This is a genomic window from Nocardioides sp. R-C-SC26 (genome assembly GCF_021246465.1).
In the GTDB taxonomy this organism is placed as follows: Bacteria; Actinomycetota; Actinomycetes; order Propionibacteriales; family Nocardioidaceae; genus Nocardioides.
In genome coordinates this window covers 65374-89132 of the sequence record NZ_JAHRHK010000015.1, presented here as the reverse complement: position 1 = coordinate 89132, position 23759 = coordinate 65374, and the positions used below count along the sequence as shown (strand labels likewise).

25 protein-coding genes are annotated in these 23759 nt (G+C 70.9%); 14 read left to right on the top strand and 11 right to left on the bottom strand.

Annotated features, from left to right (window positions below; translation table 11 throughout):
• Together KSO97_RS14100 and KSO97_RS14095 are read right to left on the bottom strand one after the other, a co-directional pair.
• Positions 1–448: hypothetical protein (locus tag KSO97_RS14100; RefSeq protein WP_232679952.1), on the bottom strand; the 448-nt coding region annotated here is incomplete at its 3' end.
• A gap of 84 nt (positions 449–532) precedes the next feature.
• Positions 533–1744, bottom strand: a complete 1212-nt coding sequence (locus tag KSO97_RS14095) for a class I adenylate-forming enzyme family protein (protein ID WP_232679951.1) — start codon at positions 1742–1744, stop codon at positions 533–535.
• Between the two features lie 90 nt (positions 1745–1834).
• On the opposite strand from KSO97_RS14095, the gene KSO97_RS14090 reads away from it, so the two are divergent.
• From KSO97_RS14090 to coaE, 3 genes are read left to right on the top strand one after another with little or no spacing between them, the layout of a single operon-like run.
• Positions 1835–2392: an RNA polymerase sigma factor gene (locus KSO97_RS14090; protein ID WP_232679949.1), complete on the top strand. Its 558-nt coding sequence runs from the start codon at positions 1835–1837 to the stop codon at positions 2390–2392.
• On the top strand, positions 2389–3222 hold the full coding sequence (locus tag KSO97_RS14085; RefSeq protein ID WP_232679947.1) for a hypothetical protein: 834 nt from the start codon (positions 2389–2391) through the stop codon (positions 3220–3222). The genes KSO97_RS14090 and KSO97_RS14085 overlap by 4 nt, the downstream gene beginning before the upstream one ends.
• Before the next feature lie 30 nt (positions 3223–3252).
• Positions 3253–3840, top strand: a complete 588-nt coding sequence (gene coaE, locus KSO97_RS14080; RefSeq protein ID WP_232679945.1) for a dephospho-CoA kinase — start codon at positions 3253–3255, stop codon at positions 3838–3840.
• A 21-nt stretch (positions 3841–3861) separates the two neighbouring features.
• Here the strand turns inward: coaE and KSO97_RS14075 are convergent, their stop codons facing one another.
• From KSO97_RS14075 to KSO97_RS14065, 3 genes are all read right to left on the bottom strand, one after another.
• Positions 3862–4341 carry a GNAT family N-acetyltransferase gene (locus tag KSO97_RS14075; RefSeq protein WP_232679943.1) on the bottom strand — a complete coding sequence of 160 codons (480 nt, stop codon included), beginning with the start codon at positions 4339–4341 and terminating at the stop codon, positions 3862–3864.
• A gap of 99 nt (positions 4342–4440) precedes the next feature.
• The gene (locus tag KSO97_RS14070) at positions 4441–5412 is read right to left on the bottom strand and encodes an RNA polymerase sigma factor RpoD/SigA (RefSeq protein WP_232679941.1); all 972 of its coding nucleotides are present in this window, start codon (positions 5410–5412) and stop codon (positions 4441–4443) included.
• A gap of 227 nt (positions 5413–5639) precedes the next feature.
• Positions 5640–7790: a S9 family peptidase gene (locus KSO97_RS14065; RefSeq protein ID WP_232679940.1), complete on the bottom strand. Its 2151-nt coding sequence runs from the start codon at positions 7788–7790 to the stop codon at positions 5640–5642.
• Between the two features lie 32 nt (positions 7791–7822).
• On the opposite strand from KSO97_RS14065, the gene KSO97_RS14060 reads away from it, so the two are divergent.
• The 3 genes from KSO97_RS14060 to KSO97_RS14050 are packed head-to-tail and all read left to right on the top strand — an operon-like array spanning position 7823 to position 10061.
• A complete protein-coding gene (locus KSO97_RS14060) occupies positions 7823–8539 on the top strand; it encodes a 5-oxoprolinase subunit PxpA (protein WP_232679938.1) in 717 nt (238 codons plus the stop codon).
• Positions 8536–9174 carry an allophanate hydrolase subunit 1 gene (locus KSO97_RS14055; protein ID WP_232679936.1) on the top strand — a complete coding sequence of 213 codons (639 nt, stop codon included), beginning with the start codon at positions 8536–8538 and terminating at the stop codon, positions 9172–9174. Before KSO97_RS14060 ends, KSO97_RS14055 begins: the two co-directional genes overlap by 4 nt.
• Complete coding sequence (locus KSO97_RS14050; protein ID WP_232679935.1) at positions 9171–10061, top strand: biotin-dependent carboxyltransferase family protein; 891 nt, start codon at positions 9171–9173, stop codon at positions 10059–10061. Before KSO97_RS14055 ends, KSO97_RS14050 begins: the two co-directional genes overlap by 4 nt.
• Here the strand turns inward: KSO97_RS14050 and KSO97_RS14045 are convergent.
• Positions 10048–11067: a GNAT family N-acetyltransferase gene (locus KSO97_RS14045; RefSeq protein ID WP_232679933.1), complete on the bottom strand. Its 1020-nt coding sequence runs from the start codon at positions 11065–11067 to the stop codon at positions 10048–10050. The two genes, KSO97_RS14050 and KSO97_RS14045, sit on opposite strands and share 14 nt — an antisense overlap.
• A 10-nt stretch (positions 11068–11077) precedes the next feature.
• Positions 11078–12433 carry a DNA polymerase IV gene (locus tag KSO97_RS14040; protein ID WP_232679931.1) on the bottom strand — a complete coding sequence of 452 codons (1356 nt, stop codon included), beginning with the start codon at positions 12431–12433 and terminating at the stop codon, positions 11078–11080.
• A 124-nt stretch (positions 12434–12557) separates the two neighbouring features.
• Here KSO97_RS14040 and KSO97_RS14035 point away from each other — a divergent pair, with 124 nt between their 5' ends.
• Both KSO97_RS14035 and KSO97_RS14030 read left to right on the top strand, forming a co-directional pair.
• Positions 12558–13637, top strand: coding sequence for a DUF4192 domain-containing protein (locus KSO97_RS14035; RefSeq protein WP_232679929.1), 1080 nt, complete (start codon positions 12558–12560; stop codon positions 13635–13637).
• A gap of 51 nt (positions 13638–13688) precedes the next feature.
• On the top strand, positions 13689–15167 hold the full coding sequence (locus tag KSO97_RS14030; protein WP_232679927.1) for a glutamate--cysteine ligase: 1479 nt from the start codon (positions 13689–13691) through the stop codon (positions 15165–15167).
• A 21-nt stretch (positions 15168–15188) separates the two neighbouring features.
• On the opposite strand, the gene KSO97_RS14025 is transcribed toward KSO97_RS14030, so the two are convergent.
• The gene (locus KSO97_RS14025) at positions 15189–15641 is read right to left on the bottom strand and encodes a hypothetical protein (RefSeq protein WP_232679925.1); all 453 of its coding nucleotides are present in this window, start codon (positions 15639–15641) and stop codon (positions 15189–15191) included.
• A gap of 83 nt (positions 15642–15724) precedes the next feature.
• On the opposite strand from KSO97_RS14025, the gene KSO97_RS14020 reads away from it, so the two are divergent.
• Together KSO97_RS14020 and KSO97_RS14015 are read left to right on the top strand one after the other, a co-directional pair.
• Complete coding sequence (locus KSO97_RS14020) at positions 15725–16294, top strand: HhH-GPD-type base excision DNA repair protein (RefSeq protein WP_232679924.1); 570 nt, start codon at positions 15725–15727, stop codon at positions 16292–16294.
• 160 nt (positions 16295–16454) lie between these two features.
• Positions 16455–17924 carry an RNA polymerase sigma factor gene (locus KSO97_RS14015; protein WP_232679922.1) on the top strand — a complete coding sequence of 490 codons (1470 nt, stop codon included), beginning with the start codon at positions 16455–16457 and terminating at the stop codon, positions 17922–17924.
• 28 nt (positions 17925–17952) lie between these two features.
• On the opposite strand, the gene KSO97_RS14010 is transcribed toward KSO97_RS14015, so the two are convergent.
• Positions 17953–18096, bottom strand: a complete 144-nt coding sequence (locus KSO97_RS14010; RefSeq protein WP_232679920.1) for a hypothetical protein — start codon at positions 18094–18096, stop codon at positions 17953–17955.
• 184 nt (positions 18097–18280) lie between these two features.
• Here KSO97_RS14010 and KSO97_RS14005 point away from each other — a divergent pair, with 184 nt between their 5' ends.
• On the top strand, positions 18281–19612 hold the full coding sequence (locus tag KSO97_RS14005) for a hemolysin family protein (RefSeq protein ID WP_232679918.1): 1332 nt from the start codon (positions 18281–18283) through the stop codon (positions 19610–19612).
• A gap of 209 nt (positions 19613–19821) precedes the next feature.
• Here KSO97_RS14005 and KSO97_RS14000 read toward each other — a convergent pair whose 3' ends face one another.
• Positions 19822–20094 (bottom strand): hypothetical protein, encoded by a 273-nt coding sequence (locus tag KSO97_RS14000; protein WP_269782544.1) that lies wholly within the window; start codon positions 20092–20094, stop codon positions 19822–19824.
• 285 nt (positions 20095–20379) lie between these two features.
• Here KSO97_RS14000 and KSO97_RS13995 point away from each other — a divergent pair, with 285 nt between their 5' ends.
• Genes KSO97_RS13995 through KSO97_RS13985 form a run of 3 tightly spaced genes read left to right on the top strand, consistent with a single transcriptional unit; the run spans position 20380 to position 23010 of the window.
• Complete coding sequence (locus KSO97_RS13995) at positions 20380–22368, top strand: type IIA DNA topoisomerase subunit B (RefSeq protein WP_232679915.1); 1989 nt, start codon at positions 20380–20382, stop codon at positions 22366–22368.
• Positions 22369–22412: 44 nt separating this feature from the next.
• Entirely contained in the window at positions 22413–22694 is a 282-nt protein-coding gene (locus tag KSO97_RS13990; protein ID WP_232679913.1) for a type II toxin-antitoxin system RelE/ParE family toxin, read from the top strand.
• Between the two features lie 10 nt (positions 22695–22704).
• The gene (locus KSO97_RS13985) at positions 22705–23010 is read left to right on the top strand and encodes a HigA family addiction module antitoxin (RefSeq protein WP_232679911.1); all 306 of its coding nucleotides are present in this window, start codon (positions 22705–22707) and stop codon (positions 23008–23010) included.
• Here KSO97_RS13985 and KSO97_RS13980 read toward each other — a convergent pair.
• The gene (locus KSO97_RS13980) at positions 22975–23736 is read right to left on the bottom strand and encodes an alpha/beta hydrolase (protein ID WP_232679909.1); all 762 of its coding nucleotides are present in this window, start codon (positions 23734–23736) and stop codon (positions 22975–22977) included. The genes KSO97_RS13985 and KSO97_RS13980 overlap by 36 nt on opposite strands.
• Positions 23737–23759 lie beyond the last annotated feature (23 nt).

Below are 23759 nucleotides of genomic sequence, written 5' to 3'. Positions count from 1 at the left end.
AGGGGGGGACGACGGAGGCGCCGCGGGCATCGTTCTCCTGGCGGTTGCTGCGACCGAGCAGGAGGTAGAACGTGCCGCCGTCGGCGGCGAGGAAGCCGCCGTAGAGGTTCCAGTCGCCGAAGGCGATCTGCGTGCGCGAGCCGACCTTGGTCCAGGTCTCGGCGTCGTACCGGTCGACCACGAGGGCGCCGTTGTCGACGGTCGCCACCCCGACGCGACCCTCGGCGTCGGTGAACAGCTCGACGGCGTCGGGGCTGGCCCAGTTGTTGGCGCCGTAGACCGCCGCGCCGTACGTCTGGAGTTGGCGCAGGGTGACCAGGCTGTAGTCGGGGGCCGCTGCGCGAGCGCGGGCCGACGGCTCCGCCTGCGCGACGGCGCCGGGGCCGGCGCCCATCAGCGCCAGTCCGGCGAGCAGGACGGAGACGACAGCAGAAGCACGGACGAGCACGAGGACCTCCCAGGTTCGGCGTGAGCGTACGAACCGGATCCGCTCCCTGTCGGCGAAACACGGCATTTCGTCGTGAGGCCGATCTCAGAGCAGCTGGTCGCGCCGCACCTTGCCGGTCAGGGTGCGGGGGAGGACGTCGGTGAAGCGCCAGGCCTTCGGCCGCTTCGGCGGGGCGAGTCGTTCACGTGCCCACGCCGCCAGATCCTGCTCCGAGGCGGTGCCGACGACGACCGCGGTCACCCGCTGGCCCCAGTCCGGGCCCGGCCCCCCGCCGCCCGCGACGTCGTCGACTCCGGGGTGCTCCCCGAGCACCCGCTCGACCTCGAGCGGGTAGACGTTCACGCCGCCGCTGATGATCAGGTCGGTGCGCCGGCCGTCGAGGTAGAGGTAGCCGTCGGCGTCCATCCGGCCGAGATCGCCGACGCTGAACGCGTCGCCGCGCCAGGCGGCCGCCGTCTTCTCGGGGTCGCCGACGTAGGTGAAGCGGGCGTAGTCGGGCACGGTGCACCAGATGGTGCCGTCGGCGTCCAGGGTGAGCGACCGTCCTGGGCGGGCGCGCCCGACGGTGCCCGGCCGGGTGAGCCACTCCTCGCTGCGGCAGGCGGTGAACTGGCCCTCGGTCGCACCGTAGAACTCCCAGGTCGAGCCCTCCGGGAAGAGCTCGATGAGGCGGTGCTTGACGTCGGTCGGGCAGGGCGCGCCCGCGTGGGCGACGAGCCGAAAGCTGGAGAGGTCGGGAACTCCGACGATGTCCCAGTGCGCGAAGAGGCGCTGCAGATGCGTGGGCACGCAGAACATCGTCGTGGGACGCTCGCGCTGGATCGCCGCGGTGACGGCGACGGGGTCGGGGCCGGTGATGGCGAGCCGGCCGCCGGCCAGCAGCGTGCCGAGCCCGAACCTGAGTGGCGCTGAGTGATAGAGCGGGCTCAGCACCAGGTTGACGTCGTCGGGGCCGAACCCCCACGCGTCCCGTTCCTCGGCGACCAGAGCCGCGGCGGAGGCGTCGTCCAACAGCCCGCTGTCGACCCCCTTGGGGATCCCGGTCGTGCCGCTGGTGCAGTGCATGGGTCGGGCCCGCGGCAGTCCGCGGTCGGCGGAGGTCACGGCAGCCAGCTCGGCTTCGGTCGTCACCAGGACGTCGGGCTGTAGCGGAGCGAGGATGCGCTCGCGTTCGCCGGCCGTGAGCCGAGGATCGAGCGGGATCGGGAAGATCCCCCGTGCGAGCAGCGACCAGACGGCGTCGACGTAGGCCTGCGAACCGGGCACCAGTAGCGCCACCCGCGCCCCCTCCTGCATGAGCAGAGCGTAGAAGGTCGGCCGGGGCGGGAACTCGGGTCCGGTAGCCGGACATGACCCGACATGAGACCAGTGGGGGAGCCTGGGGGAGTGGAACTCACCGAGGCCGAGCTCGCGGCGGCGTTCCGCGCGGGCGACCGGGGCGCGGTCGCCGAGGCGTTCGACCGCCATGCCGATCGGATCTACCGGCACTGCTTCCGGATCACCGGCAGTCGCGCCGACGCCGAGGACGCCACCGCGTCCACCTTCCTGGAGGTCTGGCGGCATCGCGATCGCATCGTGGTGCACGACGACTCGGTGCTCCCGTGGCTGTACGGAGTGGCCACGAACGTGTGCCGCAACCTGCTCCGAGGCCATCGTCGCCAGGTGCGTCTCTCGGGGAGGATGCCGGTCGAGGTGGTGGCCGACCCGGCCGAGGAGGTCGAGGCGCGCGTGGACGCCGAGGCGCGGATGCGCGAGGTCCTCGTCGAGGTCTCCCGGCTGCCCCGGCGCGAGCAGGACGTCCTCGCGCTCGTCGTCTGGTCGGGCCTCGACTACGCAGCCGCCGCGGCCGCGCTCGGTGTCCCCGTCGGCACCGTCCGCTCACGCCTGTCCCGGGCTCGTGCCCGTCTGTCCCGCGATCAACCTGCCGAAGGAGTTCCGTCATGACCAGCACGCCGCCCCTGATCGACCCGCTCGACGACCACACCCGCGCTCGCCTGCGAGCGCGGGTGGTGGCCGGGGTCGATGACGAGACCGCGCGGCCGCGCCGCGACCGACGAGCGCCGCTCGCCGCTGCGGCGGCCGTCGTGCTCCTGGCCGGAGGCGTCGCTGTCGCCGACTCGCTCCTCGCGGACCGATCCGACGACCGGGCCACCCTCCCGTCTCCGCTGCCGATCGCGGCCACGAGTCCCGCGCCGCTCCCGGAGCCGACCGGGACGGAGGGAGCGCCGGTCCGCTCGCTGGCGTCGTTGGCCGAGTGCGAACGCGAGGTCGGCGCGCTGACCCCGCGGGCCGAGCCTGCCGTGGTGACGGGCGACTCGGAGACCTTCGGCGTCTTCTACCGCGCAGGGCGACGATGGACCTCGTGCGAGAGGACGCCGTCGACGGTCACGGTGCAGGGCGGGGGTCGGGTCGACGCCCCGTTCGATCGCGACGACGTGGCGCCGTGGCGGGTCAGCTCGAACGTGATCGATATGGCGGCAGACCGGATGCGCCAGGTCTTCGCGGCCGGCGGGCCGCTGCCCGAGGGCGTGACCGGCATCGGCTACGTCTTCCCCGACGGGATCACCCAGCAGGCCGAGATCGTCGAGGACGACGGCGGCGGTACCTGGTGGCGGGTGCTCTACAGCCCTGTGGACGGCGTGCTGACCGACCCGGCGGTCAACCAGATGGACCTCGCGCCGATCCAGGTGCAGGTCGCTCTCTCGGGAACCGTGCACCGCTTCACGTTGGCGTGGGGCACCGACACCTGTGCGCAGCTGAACCACGGCTGCTGACCCGGTGTCGCGGATGGCTACGGTGAGCCCATGCGAGTGGGCCTGACCGGCGGGGTGGCATCGGGCAAGAGCCCCGTGGCGGCGATGCTGGCCGACCTCGGGGCGATCGTGATCGATGCCGACGCCCTCGCGCGCGAGGTCGTGGCACGCGGCACCCCGGGGTTGGAGCAGGTGGTGGCCGCGTTCGGACCCGAGCTGCTCACCGACGACGGCGACCTCGACCGACCGCGGATGGGTGCGCTGGTCTTCGGTGACGAGGAGAAGCGCACGCTGCTCGAGTCGATCGTGCACCCGCTGGTGTTCGAGCGCTACGCCGAGCTGGAGGCGTCGGCGACGCCGGAGGACGTCGTCGTGCACGACATCCCGTTGCTCGCCGAGTCCGGCCGCGCCGACGGCTTCGACGCCGTCCTGGTGGTCGATGTGCCTGACGAGATGCGGATCGATCGGATGCTGCGGGATCGCGGCTGGACGCGCGAGGACGCCGAGTCGCGGATCGCCGCCCAGGCGACCCGCGAGCAACGGCTGGCCATCGCCACGCACGTCATCGAGAACGTGAGCACGATCGAGGAGCTGCGGACGCGGGTCGGGGAGATCTGGGCGGAGTTGACGGCTGTCTGACGCCCGAGGCCGTGACGACGCCTACAGCTCTCGCGTCATGAACACGCTGAGCGGGTCGGGCCGGTAGTCGCCGAACGGCTCGCACACCACGAACCCGTGCCGCTCGTAGAGCCGTCGTGCGGGCGCGAAGAAGTCCTCCGCGCCGGTCTCCAGGTTGATCCGCCCGAAGCCCAGCTGGCGTGCCTGGTCGAGGAGGTGGACCAGCAGTCGGCTCGCGATGCCCTCGCCCTGCCGGTGCGGGGCGGTGCGCATCGACTTCAGCTCGACCGCGGCCTCGTCGAGCCGCTTGAGTGCCCCGCACCCGACCAGCTCATCGACGCCGACGGGCCCGCCGGCGGCCCGGTCGTAGGCGGAGTGGAACCAGACCCCCGGTGCCCGGAGGCCGTCCAGATCGAGCGCATGCACCGACTCCGGCGGCGAGATCTCCCGCATCTGATCCAGGTGTGCCTGCAGGAACGCGATGATCTCGGGGCTGGTCAGCGGGTCGGGGCCGATGCGCACCTCGACATTCTCGTCGTCGACGGGCCGGACGACGCAACGGGCCCGCACGGTCAGCGTGTGACCGGGCGGACCCGTCGGGTGGATCGGGAGCGGGCCCGATCAGGCGGCGAGGTCGGGGTCTCCGAGTCGCCGCAGCTTCTGCAGGGCCTCGCGTTCGAGCTGGCGCACCCGCTCGGCGGAGATGCCGTGCTTGACGCCGATGTCGGCGAGCTTGTGCTGCCGTCCGTCGACCAGGCCGTAGCGCGAGCGGATGATGTCGGCCGCGCGTTCGTCGAGCTGGCCCACCAACCGGTTGAGCCGTTCGCGTGACTCCACGTCCAGCACCGTCACGTCGGGCGCGGGCGCCGTCTCCTGAGCCATCAGGTCGCCGAGTGAGGTGTCGCCGTCCTCGTCGACCGGGGTGTCGAGGCTGACGTGCTCGCGGCCCCAGGCCATGAGGTCCAGCACCCGCTCCAGTGCCATGCCGAGCTCGGTGGCGATCTCCTCGGGCTCGGGGTCGCGACCGAGTTGGCGCTCCAGGGTTCGGCGAGCGCCGCTGACCTGGTTCAGCTCCTCGACCACGTGGACAGGCAGGCGCACCACGCGCGCCTGCTGGGCGATGCCTCGGGTGATCGCCTGGCGCACCCACCAGGTGGCGTAGGTGGAGAACTTGTAGCCCTTGGTGTAGTCGAACTTCTCCACCGCGCGGATGAGTCCGGTGTTGCCCTCCTGGATCAGATCCAGCATCGGCATCTGGGACCGGCCGTACTTGCGGGCGATCGAGACCACGAGCCGCAGGTTCGCGGTGATGAAGGTGTCCACCGCCTTGCGACCCTCCTCGGCCAGCCACTCCAGCTCGGCCTCGGTGGCGTGCATCGGCGCGCCGCCCTTGCGACGTCCGACCCGGCCCTCGGCGAGCAGGTACTCCGCCATTAGGCCGGCCTCGATCGTCTTGGACAGCTCGACCTCGGTGACGGCGTCGAGCAGGGGCGTGCGGGCGATCTCGTCCAGGTAGAGACCGACGCTGTCGCGACCTTCGATCTCGCGCGTGGCCGACCGGTTCGTCGTCCGGGTCGCGGCGGTGACAGCCATGGGGACCCCCTCACATCCTGTGGCCGTTCAGGCCACATCCATCACAACGGTGGCGGGGTGCGGCGGATTCCCACCTCACCCCGAAGGCTCAGCACCCGGGAGCGGTGTGGAACCGCGACCCGTGCACTGGTCTTCGTAGTGGAGGACGTGTCGGACTGACCTGAAGTTGCAGGTCAGCGTCCTTTTCAGGGAGTTCTCAGAGACCACCGCCCAGGGGCGGGGAAATCTCAGGTTCGGGGATGCTCGGCCAGCCCGAGAACGTCCAGGATCCACGCCAGGGTGAACGCGCGGTCCTTCCAGGCCTGGTATCGGCCCGAGACCCCGCCGTGGCCGGCCGTCATCTCGATCCGCAGCAGTACGTCGGGGTCGACGGCGCGCTCGCGCAGCCGGGCGACCCACTTGGCGGGCTCGACGTAGAGCACGCGGGTGTCGTTGAGCGAGGTCTCAGCCAGGATGCGCGGATAACGCTGCGCCGCGACGTTGTCGTAGGGCGCATAGGCGGCGATGGTCTCGTAGACGGCTGCGTCGCTCGCCGGGTCGCCCCACTCGTCGTACTCGGTGACGGTGAGCGGCAGGCTCGCATCGAGCATCGTGGTGAGATTGTCCACGAACGGCACCGCGGCCACGAGGCCCGCGAAGGCCTCGGGGGCCTGGTTCGCCACCGCGCCGATCAGCAGGCCACCGGCACTGCCGCCCTCGCCGACGAGCCGGTCGGCCGTCGTCCACCCGGCGTCGACCAGGTGTCGTGCCGCGGCCGCGAAGTCGTCGAAGGTGTGTTGCTTGCGATCGAGCTTGCCGTCGTCGTACCACCGTCGACCCAGCTCGCCCCCACCGCGCACGTGGGCGATCGCGAACGCGCCGCCGCGGTCGAGCACCGAGAGGCGCGCGATCGAGAACGACGGGTCGATCGAGATCTCGTAGGCGCCGTAGCCGTAGAGGTGCAACGGCAGGGGCCGCGGGGCATCGGTGCGGCAGACCAGCGAGATCGGCACCTGCTCGCCGTCCCGCGAGGTCGCCCAGAGGCGGTGCTCCTCGTAGAGGTCACGGTCGTATCCACCCAGCACCGGCGCCTGCTTCAGCAGCCGCAGCTCGCGGGTCGGCACGTGGTAGTCGAACACCGAGGACGGCGTGCGCATCGTGGTGTAGCCGACCCGCACGGTGGGCTGGGTGAACTCCGGCGTGCCGCCGGAGCCCACGGTGTAGACCTCGTCGTCGAACTCGACCAGGTAGTCGTCGCCGAGGCCGTTCGGTCCGGCGTCGTCCAACTCCAGGATCCGTACCTGGGTGAGGCCGTTGCTGCGCTGGTGGACGACGAGGTGCCCGGCGAAGGCGTCGACGTCCTCCAGCCGGACGGCGTCGTCATGCGCCAGCAGCGGCGTCCACGCGTCGGGGGCGGTCGGCTCCACCGCTGCCAGGCCCAGCTCGAAGTCCGGGCCGGTGCCGTTGTGCAGCACCAGCAGACGGTCGACGCCGCCGATCACGGCATGCTCGAGGGAATACTCCAGGCCCTCGATGCGGGGCTGGAAGCACCAGAAGCCGCGCTCGGGCTCCCGGGTGTCGAGCAGGTGGTACTCGCTGGTGATCTTCGAGCCGACCGCGATCATCAGGAACCGGTTGCTGCGGGTGCGGCCGACTCCGACCCAGTAGCGGCCGTCGGGCTCGTGCAGCACCAGCTCGTCGTCCTCCTGAGCGGTGCCGATCCGGTGGCGCCAGACCTTGTCCGGGCGCCAGGAGTCGTCGACGGTGGTGTAGTAGAAGTCGTCGCCGGACGGCGACCACGTGGCACCGCCCATCACGCCGGTGATCTCGTCGTCGAGCAGTTCGCCGGTGGTCAGGTCCTTGACCCGCACGGTGTAGCGCTCGTCGCCGACCACGTCGACGGAGTAGGCGAGCAGCCGGTCGTCCAGGCTGATCGCGGAGCCGCCGAGGGAGAAGAAGTCGTGACCGTCGGCGAGGGCGTCGAGGTCGAGGAGCACCTGCTCGCCCGGCAGGGCGGGTTGGTCGGGCGCGGCGTCCTCGGCGGGGCGTGGCGGCGTCCAGTCGTCGGGGTCGACCACCGGTACGCGGCAGCTCGCGCCGTACTCGCGGCCCTCGAACGAGCGGCCGTAGTACCAGTGCCCGCGTACCCGAGTGGGCACCGAGAGGTCGGTCTCCAGCGTGCGGTCCTTGATCTCGGCGAAGATCTGCTCCCGCAGCCCGGCCAGGTGGGCGGTCCGCGCCTCGGTGTAGGCGTTCTCGGCCTCCAGGAGCGCGATCACCTCGGCCGAGTCCTTGTCGCGCATCCAGTCGTACTCGTCGACGCGCTGGCGGCCGTGATGCTCGGTGGTGACCGGGCGGGGCGTGGGCGCAGGAGGCTGCGCGGACTCGCGGGCTGGCATGTCGGCGACCCTATCCATGAGGATCACGGGCTATGGAGCGCCTGGATCCGACGGCCCATCGGTTCGAACGGCGGGTCGATCTGAATGCCGACCTCGGCGAGGGGGTGACCGACGACGAGGCGCTGTTGCGCCTCGTCTCGAGCGCCAATGTCGCCTGTGGCTACCACGCCGGGGACGCCGCCACGATGCGCGCCGTCTGCGAGCAGGCGGCGGCTCACGGAGTCTCGGTCGGGGCGCAGGTCTCCTATGCCGACCGGGCCAACTTCGGCCGCGTCGCCGTCGACGTCGCCTACGAGGTGCTGCGCGAGCAGGTCCGTCACCAGGTGGGCGTCCTGACCGAGATCGCCCACGCCGCCGGCATCGAGGTCCGCTACGTCAAGCCGCACGGGGCGCTCTACCACCGCGTGCTGGACGACGAGGCGCAGGCGCACGCCGTCCTGGACGGCGGGGGGTTGCTGCCGGTGCTCGGCATGCCGGGTGTCTGTCTGGACGCCGCGGCGTCCGCCGGGCGCACGGTCTGGTGGGAAGGCTTTCCCGACCGTGGCTACGGCGACGACGGCCGGCTGCTGCCTCGCTCGGCGCCCGGCTCGCTGATCGAGGACGAGCGCGCGGTCGCGGAGCGCGCGGTCGAGCTCGCCGGCCGGGTGGACTCGGTGTGCGTGCACGGCGACTCGCCGGGCGCCGTCGCGCACGCGCGGGCCTGCCGGGTGGCCCTCGAGTCGGCCGGGTACACGCTGAGGGGGTTGTGACCGTGGCGGGCGGTGCGCGAATCCGGTTGCGCCCGGTCGGGCCGAACGCGCTGCTCGCCGACGTCGCCGACAGCGCGACAGCGCTCCAGGTGGCGCACCACGTCCGCGCGCACCGACGTCCGTTGGCGGGCGAGATCGTGCCGGGGGCGTCCACCGTGCTGTTCGACGACGTCCTCGACCGGGCAGCGCTCGACGACGTCCTCACGCACTGGCGACCCGACGCCTCGCACGCGGACGCCGGCCCGCTCGTGGAGCTGCCGACCGACTACGACGGACCTGACCTCGCCGACGTCGCCGGATTCTGGGGAACCGACGTCGACGGCGTCGTCGCGCGGCATGCGGCGATCGAGTTCGTCGCCGCCTTTTGCGGCTTCGCTCCCGGATTCGCCTACCTGAGCGGCCTCGACGCCGTCGGCCTCGCGGTGCCGCGGCTGGAGACTCCACGTACTCGGGTGCCGGCGGGGTCCGTGGCGCTCGCGGGCGGCTGGTGCGGGGTCTATCCCAGAGCCTCGCCCGGCGGATGGCGCCTGATCGGGCGCACCGACGCCGCCCTCTGGGACGTCGGGCGCATCGCGGTGGGCGAGCAGCCGGCGCTCGTGGCACCCGGCACACGCGTGCGGTTCGTGCCGCGATGACCCATCGCCACGCGGAGAGCCCGCGAGCCCGGATGATGGAGGTGCTGGAGGTCGCCGGCATGGTGACGATCCAGGACTCCGGTCGCCCCGGCTTCGCCCACCTCGGCGTGCCGCGGTCCGGGTGGGCGGATCCACCGGCGGCGCGCCTGGCGAATCGACTGGTCGGCAACGCCGAGGGCGCGGCGCTGCTCGAGATCGGCGCCGGGGCTCTCCGGCTGCGGTTCGTGTCGTCCTCCGGCACGTGGATCGCGGCCACCGGGGCCGTGGCGTCGGTGCGCGTCGACGGCCGCGCGGTCTCCTGGGGTGCGGCGCAGTGGGTGCCCGGTGGGGCCGAGGTGGAGATCGGTCCGCCGATCTCGGGGCTCCGTGTCTGTCTGGCGGTGGCCGGGGGTGTGGCGGTGGAGCCGGTTCTCGGCTCCCGGTCGACCGACACCCTCGCCTGGGTCGGACCTCCTCGGGTCGCCGTGGGGCAGCTGCTGCCGATCGGCACGGCGGCCTCCGTCCCGCCCCACCCCGACGGCGTCGTGGTGCCGCGCCCGGTCGACGACGTCTGGCTGCGGGTGACACCGGGGCCTCGCGAGGACTGGTTCGCGGAGCATGCACCGCAGGTTCTGCGCAGCGCCGAGTACCTCGTGGGGACCTCCTCGGACCGGATCGGCATCCGGCTCGATGGTCCGACGCTCGAGCGGGCGCGGACCGACGAGCTGCCCAGCGAGGGCCTGGTGCTCGGGGCGATCCAGGTGCCGCCCTCGGGGGCGCCGGTGGTGTTCCTGGCCGACCACCCCGTCACCGGCGGCTACCCGGTGATCGCCGTCGTCCATCCCGACGACGTGGCGCTCTGCGCGCAGTTGCGCCCCGGTGCGCGCCTGCGCTTCAGATCCGCTTGATGAACTCCATCGATGCCTCGACCGGCGCGAATCCGATCTGCTCGTTGATGGCGATCATCCACTGATTGGTCTCGGCGTTCTGGGTGACGACCCGGCGCATCTGCGGATGTGCGTCCTGGACGGCGCGCAGGTTGGCGGCCTTGACAGCGAGTCCGAGCCGGTGGCCGCGATGCTCGCGATGCACGAACGTGCCCCACTGCGAGACGTCGGTGCGGCCCGGCGGGGGCACCGACATCGTCGTCTGGGCGGCGACCGTGCCGTCGGGTGCGATCGCGACGGTCTCGTAGATGGTGCGTCCCGCGGCCACCAGCGAGTCGAGGTTGGCGAGGTAGCGCTCGGGGGTGATCTGCTCCTCCTCCCACTCCGCCTCGCCCGTGGGGGCGTCAACACCCAGCTGGCCGTGCAGCACGCACAACGAGGCGAGCAGATGCTCGGGCATCGCGTTGACGTGGGTCTCGATCCGGTATCCCTCGTGCTTGGCCGCGGCGCCCGACGTCCAGCCGGCGAGCTCCGCCTCGTCCACGGGGAGCCCGAGGTGGCGTACGACCTCGATGTTGGAGAACCCGTATCCGGCCTGTTCGGCGAACCGTCGGTGGCGGTGGAAGGTGGTCTCGGCGAAGGGGATCTTGGACTCGGCCAGGAGCTCGGTGCGGCCCGCGGCCACGGCCTCGGCCTCGACGTGGCTCAGCAGAGCTCGGCCGACGCCGGCGTGCTGGTCGTCGGGGCGCACGCAGACGCCGAGCCAGCACTTGTCGAGGTTGTCGAGCACCGGCATGTAGAGCACCGCGCCGCCCACCATGCGCCCGTCCGCGTACGCGGCGTACCCGCGGGCGTCCTCGCCCGGGTCGGGGCGGCGCCACGCCGTCGACATCTCCTCATACGACCAGTGCGGCATCTGCTCGCGTCCGAGCAGCATCGCGCCGCGTTCGACGTCGTACCAGTCGCGGAGCGCGAGATCGTCGGTCGGGTCGACGCGGGTGATCCTGAGATCTGCGGGATGCGGCATGGCGGGCACGCTACGACGGCTCGTCGTCCTCGGGCACCGGCTTTTCGGGGCGCCGCAGCGCCGGGTCGTCGACGGCGAAGCTGCGCACGGGGCCCGCGGGCGTCGCCGCGGTCTCGAACCGGATCGTGACGACGCCGCGACCCGAGCCCCACACCCATCCTGCGCCGTGCGTCTCGTGGACGACGTCCTGGCCCGGCGACCAGGCGTGACGGCCGTGGGGCTCTCGCATCGACGCCTCGGGTGGCGGTGCCGGCGCCTCTGGCTCGGGCTCGCCGGCGGGTTCGTCTGCTCCGAACAGGTCGTCCTGTACCCAGTCGGCGAGACCGGAGACGCCGACGCCGAGCAGCCGCACACCGCCGGAGGTGTCGGTCTCCGCGAGCAGGGTGCGGGCCAGTCGCGCGACCACGCGAGCCTGGTCGGTGGGCTCCGGCAACGTCGAGGAGCGGCTCACGGTGGTGAAGTCGTAGAGGCGGACCTTGATCGTCACGGTGCGTCCCGACAGTCCGTGGCGCTGGAGGCGCTCGGCGACCTGGCCGGCCTGCCGGGTCAGGAGCGCCTCCATCAGCCCGCGGTCGGTCAGATCGCTCTCGAAGGTGCTCTCGACACTGACCGACTTGGCCTCCCGCTCGGCGACGACGGTGCGATCGTCCTCGGCGCGTGCCAGAGCGTGCAGACCTGCGCCGTGGGCCTTGCCGACGAGCCGGACCAGCTCGTCGAGCCCGATGGCCTCCAGGTCGGCCACGGACTGGACGCCGGCCCTCCGCAGCCGCTCCACGGTGGCGGGCCCGACGCCGGGGATCACGCTGACGTGCATGGGCCGCAGCAGGGTCTGCTCGGTGCCCGGTGCCACGACGACCAGTCCGTCGGGCTTGTCGAGGTCGGAGGCCACCTTGGCGATGAACTTGGAGGTGCCCACGCCCACCGAGGCGGTCAGCCCGCCCGTCGCCTCGGCCACGCGGGCACGGAGTTCCTGGGCGAAGGCGGTGACGGTGTCGACGTCGAGCGTCGCAGGCCCGCCGTCCCCGGCCGCGGCGAGGTCGACGAAGGCCTCGTCGAGCGAGAGCGGCTCGACCAGCGGCGACACCGAGCGCAGCAGGTCCATCACGATCCGGCTGGCCTCGCGGTAGGCGTCGAAGCGCCCGGTCAGGAAGGCCGCGTGGGGGCAGCGCGCCCGCGCCTCCCGTGTCGACATCGCTGAGCGGACGCCGTAGCGGCGCGCCTCGTAGGACGCCGTCGCGACCACCCCGCGACCCCCGACCCCGCCGACCACGACGGGCTTGCCGCGCAACGAGGGCTTGTCGCGCTGCTCCACGGCAGCGAAGAAGGCGTCCAGGTCCAGGTGGAGCACCGAGGCCTGGTCGCGCACCCGGCGACAGTAGCGCTCACCCGGTGTTCGCTGAGTCCCCACAACCGCGCGCCGACACGGGTCCTCCACATGCCGCAGCGCGCTGCGGGCTCCACGGTCGGCGCCCGGCGCGAGCGTCGGTGGCATGAATCCCACACCTCGTCCTTCCTCCGCCTCGTCCCTCCGCGCTATCGCGGGGGTGGTGCCTGCGCCCGGTCCACGCTCTCCCGGGGGCACGCTGCGCCTGCGTCGTCCTGAGGATCTGGTGGCCGCGTCGGTGGTCGTGCTCGGCTTCTGGCCGACCGAGTCCGTGGTGCTGATGACCTTCGGCGGACCGCGTCCCTTCCATGCGCGGATCGACCTGCCGACCGTCGACCCGGCCGAGGGGCCGGCCGACCCGGTCGATGCCGTCGTCGAGGCGCTGGTCTCGCCCGCGGTCGCCCACGAGGTGGAGACCGTGGCGGTGGTCGTCCACTCCGAGCGGGCGCTCGTCTCGCGCCGGGTCGCCTCCCGCCTCACCCGACGCTTCGTTCAGGCCGGGATCGGCGTCGCCGAGGTGCTGCGTGCCGACGGCGAGCGGTGGTTCTCGCTCGGGGCATCGGCGGGCCGCATGGCGCGTGACGGCGTCCCCTACGACCTGCGCGAGCACCCGTTCGTGGCAGCGTCCGTGCTCGGGGGTCGGGTCGTACTGGGGTCGCGCGACGATCTGGCCGCCTCGCTCGCTCCCGACGTCGAGGCGGGGGAGCGGCTGCGGGCTGCCGTCGACGAGGCGGCCGACGAGGTGGTCGACGCCGACGATCCGCGGTGGCGCACCTGGGTGCTCGCGGAGGGCGCGTGGACGCAGGCGCTCGTCGAGCACCACGTCGAGCGGGCGAGCGTCCCCGTCGACACCGACCTGGCGCGGCTGCTCGCCGGTATGCGCTGCATCCGAGTTCGCGATGCTGCCTGGGCCACGATCCATCGTGAGTCCGCTCACCACGCGATCGGGTTCTGGACGACGCTGACACGCTGCGCCCCCGACGACGTCCGAGCCGCTCCGGCCGCGCTCCTGGCGTGGGCGGCATGGCTCGCGGGCGACGGCGCCCTCGCCTGGTGCGCCCTCGACCGGGTCGGCGCGGTCGAGCCCGACTACTCGTTGGCGGGGCTGGTCGCGGAGGCGCTGACGCGTGCGGTCCCGCCGTCCTCGTGCGAGGGCGGGTTCGACTGGACGGCGGGTCTGGGTTGATCGGCTCGTCGACCACCTCTCGGGAGCCGTCGGGCCGACTAGTCTCGGGCCATGGGCGAAGAGGTCGACCTCCAGGAGTTCACCCCGGCCGATCGCACGCGCTACCGCGAGAAGGTGCGCAGCTGCCTCGACGTCTTCGCCCGGATGCTGCGCGAGTCCGCCTTCGACACCGATGACCCGATGACGGGTCTCGAGGTCGAGCTGAACCTCGTCGACGGGGCGGAGGATCCGGCCCTGAAGAACGCCGAGGCGCTCGAGGCGATCGCCGACCCCGCGTTCCAGACCGAGCTGGGGCAGTTCAACATCGAGATCAACGTCGACCCGATGCGCCTGCGCGAGGGTGGGCTGGCGCTGTTCGAGGAGGGCCTGCGGTCGAGCCTGAACGAAGCCGAGGCGCGCTCAGCCGAGGTGGGTGCCCACCTGGTGATGATCGGCATCCTGCCGACGCTGGCCGAGGGCCACATGGGTCTGCACAGCATCAGTGCCAATCCGCGTTATCGCCTGCTCAGCGAGCAGATCCTGCGAGCGCGGGGGGAGGACCTCGTCATCGACATCGCGGGGGCGGAGCGACTGCGCACGACGAGCGACTCGATCCTCCCGGAGGCGGCGTGCACCAGCACGCAGTTCCACGTGCAGACCTCGCCGGAGCTCTTCGCCGGCTACTGGAACGCCTCGCAGGCGATCGCCGGGGTGCAGGTCGCGCTCGGCGCGAATGCGCCGTACCTGATGGGGCGCCAGCTCTGGCGGGAGACGCGGATCCCGCTGTTCGAGCAGGCCACCGACACGCGCAGCGACGAGCTGAGGGCCCAGGGCGTGCGGCCCCGGGTCTGGTTCGGCGAGCGCTGGATCACCTCGGTCTTCGACCTCTTCGAGGAGAACGTGCGCTACTTCGCGGCGCTGCTGCCCGTGCTCGACGAGGAGGATCCGGTCGCCGTGCTGGAGGCAGGCGGCACGCCCGCACTGGGGGAGCTGAGGCTGCACAACGGCACGATCTACCGCTGGAACCGGCCGGTCTACGACGTCGTGGACGGCGTGCCCCACCTCCGGGTCGAGAACCGGCTGCTCGGCGCCGGGCCCACGGTCGTCGACACTGTCGCCAATGCGGCGTTCTACTTCGGGCTGGTGCGGTCACTGGCGCGCAGCGAGCGGCCGCTGTGGTCGCAGATGTCCTTCAGCGCGGCCGAGGAGAACTTCCATCTCGGGGCGCAGCACGGCATCGAGGCGCAGCTGTACTGGCCAGGTGTCGGCCAGGTGTCGGCCACCGAGCTGACGTTGCGCCGGCTGCTGCCGTTGGCCCAGGAGGGCCTGGAGGAGTGGGGCGTCTCCGGCCCGGAGATCGACCGGCTGCTCGGCGTGATCGAGCAGCGGTGCCTGCGCGGCATGAACGGTGCCGAGTGGTTCGTGCGCCGGATGGAGCGTCACCCCGGTTCGGCGGGCGACGCGGCCCGCTTCGATGCGCTCCGTGAGGTGTTGGGGGAGTACCGCGAGCTGATGCACACCAACGAGCCGGTGCACGCCTGGCCGCTCTGAGCCTGGCCCGGGCACGGTGCACTACCGAGGCGTCGGGGAGGGCGGTGGCCTGACGCTCGCCCGCACCCGCGCCCATCGACGTCCGACCCCGGTGAGGGGATCGCGCCACCCGACCCTGGTGACCACCACGAACGGGAGTGGTCGTTCGAGCTCGGTCGCGGCGGTCCGGACCGCGGCCGCCCAGCGCAGGTCGCCCACCTCCTCGTCCTGCCCGCGACGGGTCAGCCACACGATCGTGTTCGGTTCGTGTCCGCCGAGGCTCCGCACCAGGGCCTCCACGACGTCGACCAGGAGTGCGTGGTCGGACTCGGTCCGACGCAGGGCCGCCGTCACCGCGAACGCGACCTGTCGTCCGCCAGGAACCCCTGCGTGGAGCGTCGGCTCGGCTGCGCGACCACGCAGGTTCATCGTGTGCTGACGGACGGCGTGGCGCAGGACCTCGGCCAGGGCCCCGTCGGTCGGTTCGGTGATCACCTCCGCAGCGTGCCCCGATCCGAGCCGCGCCGCCCGACGTCGTCCACAGGACCGCGAGGACGCGTATCCAGCAAGATGTCGCCATGACGATCCACATCACCGGCGACGACCAGGCCGACCAGTTGCTCAGCGACAACCCCTTCGCGCTGCTCGCCGGGATGATGCTCGACCAGCAGTACCCGATGGAGCACGCGTTCCGCGGGCCCGCGAAGGTGGCCGAACGATTGGGTGCGTTCGAGCCGCGCGGCATCGCCGAGGCCGATCCGGAGGCGTTCGTCGAGCTGTGCTCCACCCCGCCTGCGATCCACCGTTTCCCCGGGTCCATGGCGGCGCGGTTGCAGGAGCTCGCTCGCATCGTCGTCGAGGAGTACGACGGCCATGCCGAACGGATCTGGACCGAGGCGGCCGACGGCAAGGATCTCGGCAAGCGCATCCAGGCGCTGCCCGGTTTCGGTGCGCAGAAGGCGAAGATCTTCGCGGCGCTGGTCGCCAAGCAACTCGACGTCCGGCCCGAAGGGTGGGAGCGATTCAGCGGCGACTACGCCCTGGAGGGCTATCGGTCCGTGGCCGACGTCGTCGACCAGCACTCGCTGCAGAAGGTGCGCGACTTCAAGAAGGAGAAGAAGGCCGCGGCGAAGAAGTCGGCGTCCTAAGGTCCGCTGCCGGGGCGCCCGGTGTGAAGGTCGGGTCGATCACGGTCCGTGCCGCACCCCGTGGCAGAATGATCGACGGCTCTTGACGACACCGGGCTTTGTCGCGCCCACAACGTCGAAGATCGCCGCCGACCTGCTGCCAGCAACAGTTCCACGAGAGGTGTTCGTGTCCTCGAACGCACGCAAGATCCCGACCGAGGTGCTCTCCCACCCCGCCGTCCGCTCCCTCATCGAGGTGGCCACCCCGACCGGCACGTTCACGCCGGAGCAGGTGCGCACCGCCAGCGAGGACGCCGGTGTCGAGCCGCGCCACCTCAAGTCGCTGTTGGCGCACCTGAGCGAGGTGGGCCTCACGGTCGTCCTTCCGGACGAGACGCGTGCGGCCGCCGCGACGAGCACGCGCAAGGCGGCCAGCACCCCGGCTAAGACGGCGGCCAAGAAGAGCGCCGCGGCTCCGGCCAAGAAGGCACCCGCCAAGAAGGCCGCGAGCGCCAAGGCCGCTGCGGCGCCGGCGACCGCGGTCGAGACGGCCGAGGCCCCGAAGGTGGGGCCGGACGGCAAGAAGGTCCTCCCCGACATCCCCGACGACCAGTTCGAGAAGGACGTCGCGGCCGACCCCTCCATCAAGCAGGACGAGGAGGAGGCCACCGCCACCTCGTCGTTCGTAGTCTCCGCCGCCGACGACACTGATGAGCCGGCGCAGCAGGTCATGGTCGCCGGCGCGACCGCGGACCCGGTCAAGGACTACCTCAAGCAGATCGGCAAGGTGCCGCTCCTCAACGCCGAGATGGAGGTCGAGCTCGCCAAGCGGATCGAGGCCGGCCTGTTCTCGGAGGAGAAGCTCGGCAAGGGCGGCAAGGTCTCGGCCAAGGTTCTCGAAGAGCTCGAGTGGATCGCCGAGGACGGGCGCCGCGCCAAGAACCACCTGCTCGAGGCCAACCTGCGACTCGTCGTCTCCCTCGCCAAGCGCTACACCGGTCGCGGCATGCTCTTCCTGGACCTCATCCAGGAGGGCAACCTCGGTCTGATCCGCGCGGTGGAGAAGTTCGACTACACCAAGGGCTACAAGTTCTCGACGTACGCGACGTGGTGGATCCGTCAGGCGATCACCCGTGCGATGGCCGACCAGGCCCGCACCATCCGCATCCCGGTGCACATGGTCGAGGTGATCAACAAGCTCGCGCGCGTCCAGCGCCAGATGCTGCAGGACCTCGGCCGCGAGCCCACGCCCGAGGAGCTCGCCAAGGAGCTCGACATGACCCCCGAGAAGGTCATCGAGGTTCAGAAGTACGGTCGCGAGCCGATCTCGCTGCACACCCCGCTCGGCGAGGACGGCGACTCCGAGTTCGGCGACCTGATCGAGGACTCCGAGGCCATCGTCCCGGCCGACGCCGTCTCGTTCACGCTGCTCCAGGAGCAGCTCCACGCCGTCCTCGACACGCTGTCGGAGCGTGAGGCCGGCGTGGTGAGCATGCGCTTCGGTCTGACCGACGGACAGCCCAAGACGCTGGACGAGATCGGGAAGGTCTACGGCGTCACCCGCGAGCGCATCCGCCAGATCGAGTCCAAGACGATGAGCAAGCTGCGTCACCCCAGCCGCTCGCAGGTCTTGCGCGACTACCTGGACTGAGATCGACCCACCCAGGAGAGCCCCTTCGTCACGCGACGGAGGGGCTCTGCGCATCCCGGGGACCGAGCACGTCGTCGAGGCTGTAGCCGGCGGCGAGCCGCTGGCGAATGTCCTCGGTGCGGCCGTCGAGTGGGAGGACGTCGGCGTTGACGTTGAAGGGCGCGGTGTTCATCGGCGGAGCCTTTCCGGACGGGGAACGAGTCCCGAGTAGACGTCGTCTTCCCGGCACGTGCGGCGGTCACGCCACACCGAAGGGTGAAAGGCGCCGTCGACCGGCCTGACCCTAGGATCGCCCGCATGGACGAGAGTCGAAGTCTGATCCGCTCATCTGCTCCGCTGGGAGGAGGTGAGCGGGCATGATCGATGCACAGACCTTCGTCAATCTCGGTCTGGTCCTGGTGTTCGTCCTGGTCGGCGGTGTGTTCGCCGCGACCGAGCTCGCCCTGGTGTCGCTGCGTGACACCCAGGTGAGCCAGCTCGCTCTCCGTGGCTCCCGCGGGCAGCGTGTCGCGCAGATCGCGCGCGACCCCAACCGCTTCCTCTCCGCGGTGCAGATCGGTGTCACGGTCGCCGGGTTCCTCTCCGCCGCCTACGGCGGCTCGACGCTGGCGCCCGACGTCGCGCCGTACCTGGTCGACCTCGGTCTGGGGGACGACGCCGCCGACACGGCCGCGCTGATCGTGATGACCCTGCTGATCGCCTACCTGTCGCTGGTGTTCGGCGAACTGGTGCCCAAGCGCCTCGCGCTCCAGCGTGCGGCGAGCGTCTCGATGCTCACCGGCCCGGTGCTCGACCGCTTCGCGACCGTCATGCGGCCGGTGATCTGGTTGCTCTCGCTCTCGACCAACACCGTGGTTCGTCTGCTGGGCGGAGACCCCGATGCGACATCGGAGGAGGTCAGCAAGGAGGAGCTGCGTGAGTTCGTCACCAGCAACGAGAGCCTCACCGATGACGAACGCCAGATCCTCAGCGACGTCTTCGCCGCGACCCGCGGCAGCCTCAAGGAAGTGATGCGGCCCCGAGGTGACGTCACGTTCATCGACGGGGCGATGCCGCTGGAGGAGGCGATCGGCTGGGTGACGTCGCAGCCCTACTCCCGCTACCCCGTCACCGGTGCGAACTTCGACGACGTGACGGGGTTCGTGCACGTCCGTGACCTCGTCGGCGATCCGACGCCGGGTCGCACCGTCGCGGACGTCCAACGTGCGGTGGTCCACCTGCCGGGAACCAACCGCGTGCTGCCCAGCATCGTCGGCCTGCGCCAAGCCGGTGCACATCTGGCCATCGTGGTCGACGAGTTCGGGGGCACCGACGGCATCGTCACCCTCGAAGACCTGGTGGAGGAGATCGTCGGCGACATCCGCGACGAGTACGACGTCGAGCCGGAGGCTGGGTACACCGGCGCGGCTGCTGCTGTCGGTGGGGCCGTCGTGGTGTCGGCCGGTCTGACCATCGAGGACTTCGCCGACGAGACCGGGATCGTGCTGCCCGACGGCGGCTACGAGACCGTCGCGGGCTACATCCTGGCCCGCCTGGGGCACGTCGCGGAGGAGGGCGAGGAGATCGCCGTCGACGGCGCGGTGCTCCGGGTGGTCGCGGTCGAGGGGCGGCGCCTCACGCGCGTGGAGGTCATCGCCGAGGCGGCACCCGAGGTGCTGGCCGAGGAGGCGGCTCCGCCGGTGGCCTGACGCGCCGCACAACCCAGACCAGGTCGTCCGATGGCTGGGGGGCAGACCATCGGCACGACCTGGCTGAACAAGCATGACAGGTGAGCGGAGTTCGCGCAGCCGGATCCACAGGTCGGCCCGGCTCGCGGCCGAAATCGAGCCGTAAATGCGTTCTCGGGGCCCCGGCCAGCGGCCGGAACCCCGAGAACGGTGGTGCGGGTAAGCCTGTGTCAGGCGCCGTGCGAGGGCGCGAGCTTGTGCGTCTCGTCCACGACCGTCACGGCGATCTCCTTGAGGGCGTCGCCGTGCTCGCGCGCGTGGTGAGCGCAGAACAGGAGCTCGCCTCCGCTCTGGAGGGCGACGCGGAGGTAGGCCTGGGCACCGCAGCGGTCACAGCGGTCCTCAGCGGTCAGTGGGGTGCTGGGTGCAGTCGCAGTCGTCACTTTTCGGCCTCTTCTCTCCTCAGTCGGTGCCGTGATCAACGTAGCCAGCGGGAACAACATTCCCTTCGGCAGGTGGGGCTCCTCACTTGATCCAATCACGAGAGGTGTTCCCCGATCAGGCATTTCCCATGCTCCGAGCGTGACGTACGCGACGTCGAGTACATCCCGTTCATCGTGACGTGCGGTCGGCAGGCGTGGCGGCACGGGAGCCCGGCGTGTCGCCGGTAGATTCGACGGTGCTCTCCCATCCGTACGTCCAGGAGTCCTCCGATCGCCGACAACACCTACAACGCAGCGCATCTCCTCGTCCTCGAGGGGCTCGAGGCCGTCCGCAAGCGGCCCGGTATGTACATCGGCTCGACCGACACCCGCGGCCTCATGCACTGCTTGTGGGAGATCATCGACAACGGTGTCGACGAGGCGCTGGCAGGCGCTGCGCACCGTGTGGAGGTCACGCTGCACCCCGACGGGTCGGCCGAGGTCTACGACGACGGCCGCGGCATCCCGACCGACAAGGAGCCCAAGACCGGCCTGCCCGGCGTGGAGGTCGTCGCGACCAAGCTGCACGCGGGCGGCAAGTTCGGTGGCGGGTCCTACGTCGCCACCGGCGGACTGCACGGCGTCGGCCTCTCGGTGGTGAACGCGTTGTCGGCCCGCATGGACATCGACGTCGACCGCTCACCGGCCAGCCAGGGTCTCAGCTTCCGCCACGGTGCGGCCGGCATCTTCGACGGCGAGGGTCCCGACGCCGGCTTCACCGAGACCTCGGGTCTCACCCGCAAGGGTGGCCGGGTGGCCAAGGGGCGCTCGGGCACACGTATCCGGTTCTGGCCCGACCGCCGTATCTTCACCAAGGACGCGCGGTTCGAGATCGAGGGCCTGGTCGGCCGCGCCCGCCAGACCTCCTTCATCGTGCCGGGTCTCGAGCTCGTCATCCGCGACCTGCGGGGCGAGACGCCGACCGAGGAGAAGTTCCGCCACGACGGGGGGATCGCGGAGTTCACCGAGTTCCTCGCCCGTGACGAGGCCGTCACCGAGATCCTGCGCATCCAGGGGGAGGGCTCGTTCACCGAGACGGTCCCGATGCTCGATGCCCAGGGCCACATGACCCCCCAGGACGTCGACCGCGTGCTCGGCGTGGACATCGCCGTGCGCTGGGGGACCGGCTACGAGACCGAGCTGCGCTCCTTCGTGAACGTGATCGCCACGCCGAAGGGCGGCACCCACATCGCGGGTTTCGAGGCCGCCCTCGTCAAGCCGTTCAACGACGCGATGCGCGGCGCCAAGGTGCTCAAGGTCAACGACGCCGACGTGGTCAAGGAGGACATCCTCGAGGGTCTGACCGGCGTCGTGACGGTGCGGCTGGCAGAGCCGCAGTTCGAGGGTCAGACCAAGGAGATCCTCGGCACCCCGGCGGTGCGCGCGGAGGTCCGCAAGATCGTCGTCTCCCAGCTGACCGCGTTCCTCACCTCCACCAAGCGTGCGGAGAAGGCGCAGGCGCGGTTGCTGATGGAGAAGGTGCTGGGAGCGTCCAAGACCCGCATCGCCGCACGGCAGCACAAGGAGACGCAGCGTCGCAAGAACGCGTTGGAGTCCTCCTCGCTGCCCTCCAAGCTGGCCGACTGCCGCAGCGCCGACAACGAGCGCACCGAGCTCTTCATCGTCGAGGGCGACTCCGCGCTCGGCACCGCGAAGCTCGCTCGCAACTCCGAGTTCCAAGCGCTGCTGCCGATCCGCGGCAAGATCCTGAACGTCCAGAAGGCCTCGGTCGGCGACATGCTCAAGAACCTGGAGTGCGCCTCGATCATCCAGGTCGTCGGCGCGGGTTCGGGGCGCACGTTCGACCTCGACGCGACCCGCTACGGCCGGATCATCTTCATGGCCGACGCCGACTCCGATGGCGCCCACATCCGCTGCCTGCTCGCAACGCTCTTCTTCAAGTACATGCCGGACCTGATCCGCGAGGGACGTGTCTACTCCGCCGTTCCACCGCTGCACCGCATCGAGATCTCCAACCCGCGCAAGGGCCAGGACAAGTACGTCTACACCTACTCCGACGACGAGCTGCAGCGGAAGCTGGCGGAGCTGAAGAAGAAGAACGTCCGCTGGAAGGACCCGGTGCAGCGCTACAAGGGTCTGGGCGAGATGGACGCCGACCAGCTGGCCGAGACCACGATGGACCCGCGCCACCGCACCCTGCGCCGCCTCACCGTCGACGACGCCGACGCTGCCTCGCAGGTCTTCGAGCTCTTGATGGGCTCGGAGGTCGCGCCGCGCAAGGAGTTCATCGTGCAGGGCGCCTACGACGTCGACGTCGAGGCCCTGGACGCCTGAGGATAACGAGTTGCGTTCATAACGTTGCGCGTTATGCTTCTGGTGTGATCAGGTCGTTCGCGGACAAGCGGACCGAGCGAATCTGGAACGAGGAGTACGTCAAAGGCGTCGACCGGATGTTGCAGCGGGTCGCCCTGCGCAAGCTCGAGCTTCTTCACGCGGCGACGACGATCGAGGATCTGCGGGTGCCGCCGGGAAACAGGTTGGAGCAGCTCAGGGGTGATCGTCGCGGGCAGCACAGTATTCGGGTCAACGATCAGTGGCGTCTCTGCTTCCAGTGGAGCGATGGTGGTGTAAGTGCCGTCGAACTGGTCGACTACCACTGAAGGGGCTGAGATGAGCACGACGAATCGGATCGATCCGATCCATCCTGGCGAGGTCCTCCTGGATGACTTCATCGCCGAGTTCGGCATCACGCAGCATCGACTGGCAGTGGCGATCGGCGTGCCGCCCCGCCGCATCAACGAGATCGTCCACGGCAAGCGGGGCATCACGGCCGACACGGCAGTCCGCCTCGGCACGTACTTCGGGACATCAGCCGAGTTCTGGATGAACCTGCAGTCGCACTACGAACTGCGGATCGAGCGTCGCGCTCTGGCGGAGCAGTTAGCGACCATCGAGCCGATCCAGACGGCATCCTAACGTCGCCGTGCGAGGAGTCCATCGTGCAGCGCGTCGACGACGTCGAGGTGCCGGGCGCCGCGTCGACGTGGTTCTCGCCGCGGGAGCCGCGACCTCGGTTCGGCCCGATGTACCCGCCGGCTTCAGCGCGGCGATGCCGCTCTCGCAGTCCGGCGCGTTCATGAGGGTCGCCGAGCCAGGCGGTCCGGAGGTCGGGATCATCACCGGTGCGCGGCCACGGCGAGCTGCGACGGCGTCGCGGATCGCCAGACCGGTGACGCGGATCGAGGGGAGGGTGTCGGTGGCCAGGGCGGACGCGAGCCCGTCGGTGAAAGGGCACTGGGAGATCGCGGCGACGACGCGATGATCGTCCGCCGCGGTGACGATCACGTGCCCTCCGCCGAAGGAGGTCCCCCAGACGACGACGCGATCGGGGTCCGCGCCACGCAGTGAGCGGGCGTAGGACACCGCAGCCCGCCAATCGGCCAGCTGGCTCTGGATGTCGAGGACCTGACGCGGGCGACCGCCACTCGCGCCGAAGTTGCGGTAGTCGAACACCAGGCAGGCGTAACCGGCCGCGGTGAAGCGCTCGGCGAAGGCGTCGAGACGCTCCTCCTTCACCCCGCCGAGTCCATGAGCCATGACGACGATCGGCCGCAGGTCATCGGCATCGGCGCCATCGGGCGTGTAGTGCCATCCGGCGCAGAAGGTGTCGCCGGAGCCGAACGTGATGTCAGCACGCGTCATCGGGCACCACCGGTGCCGAGGAT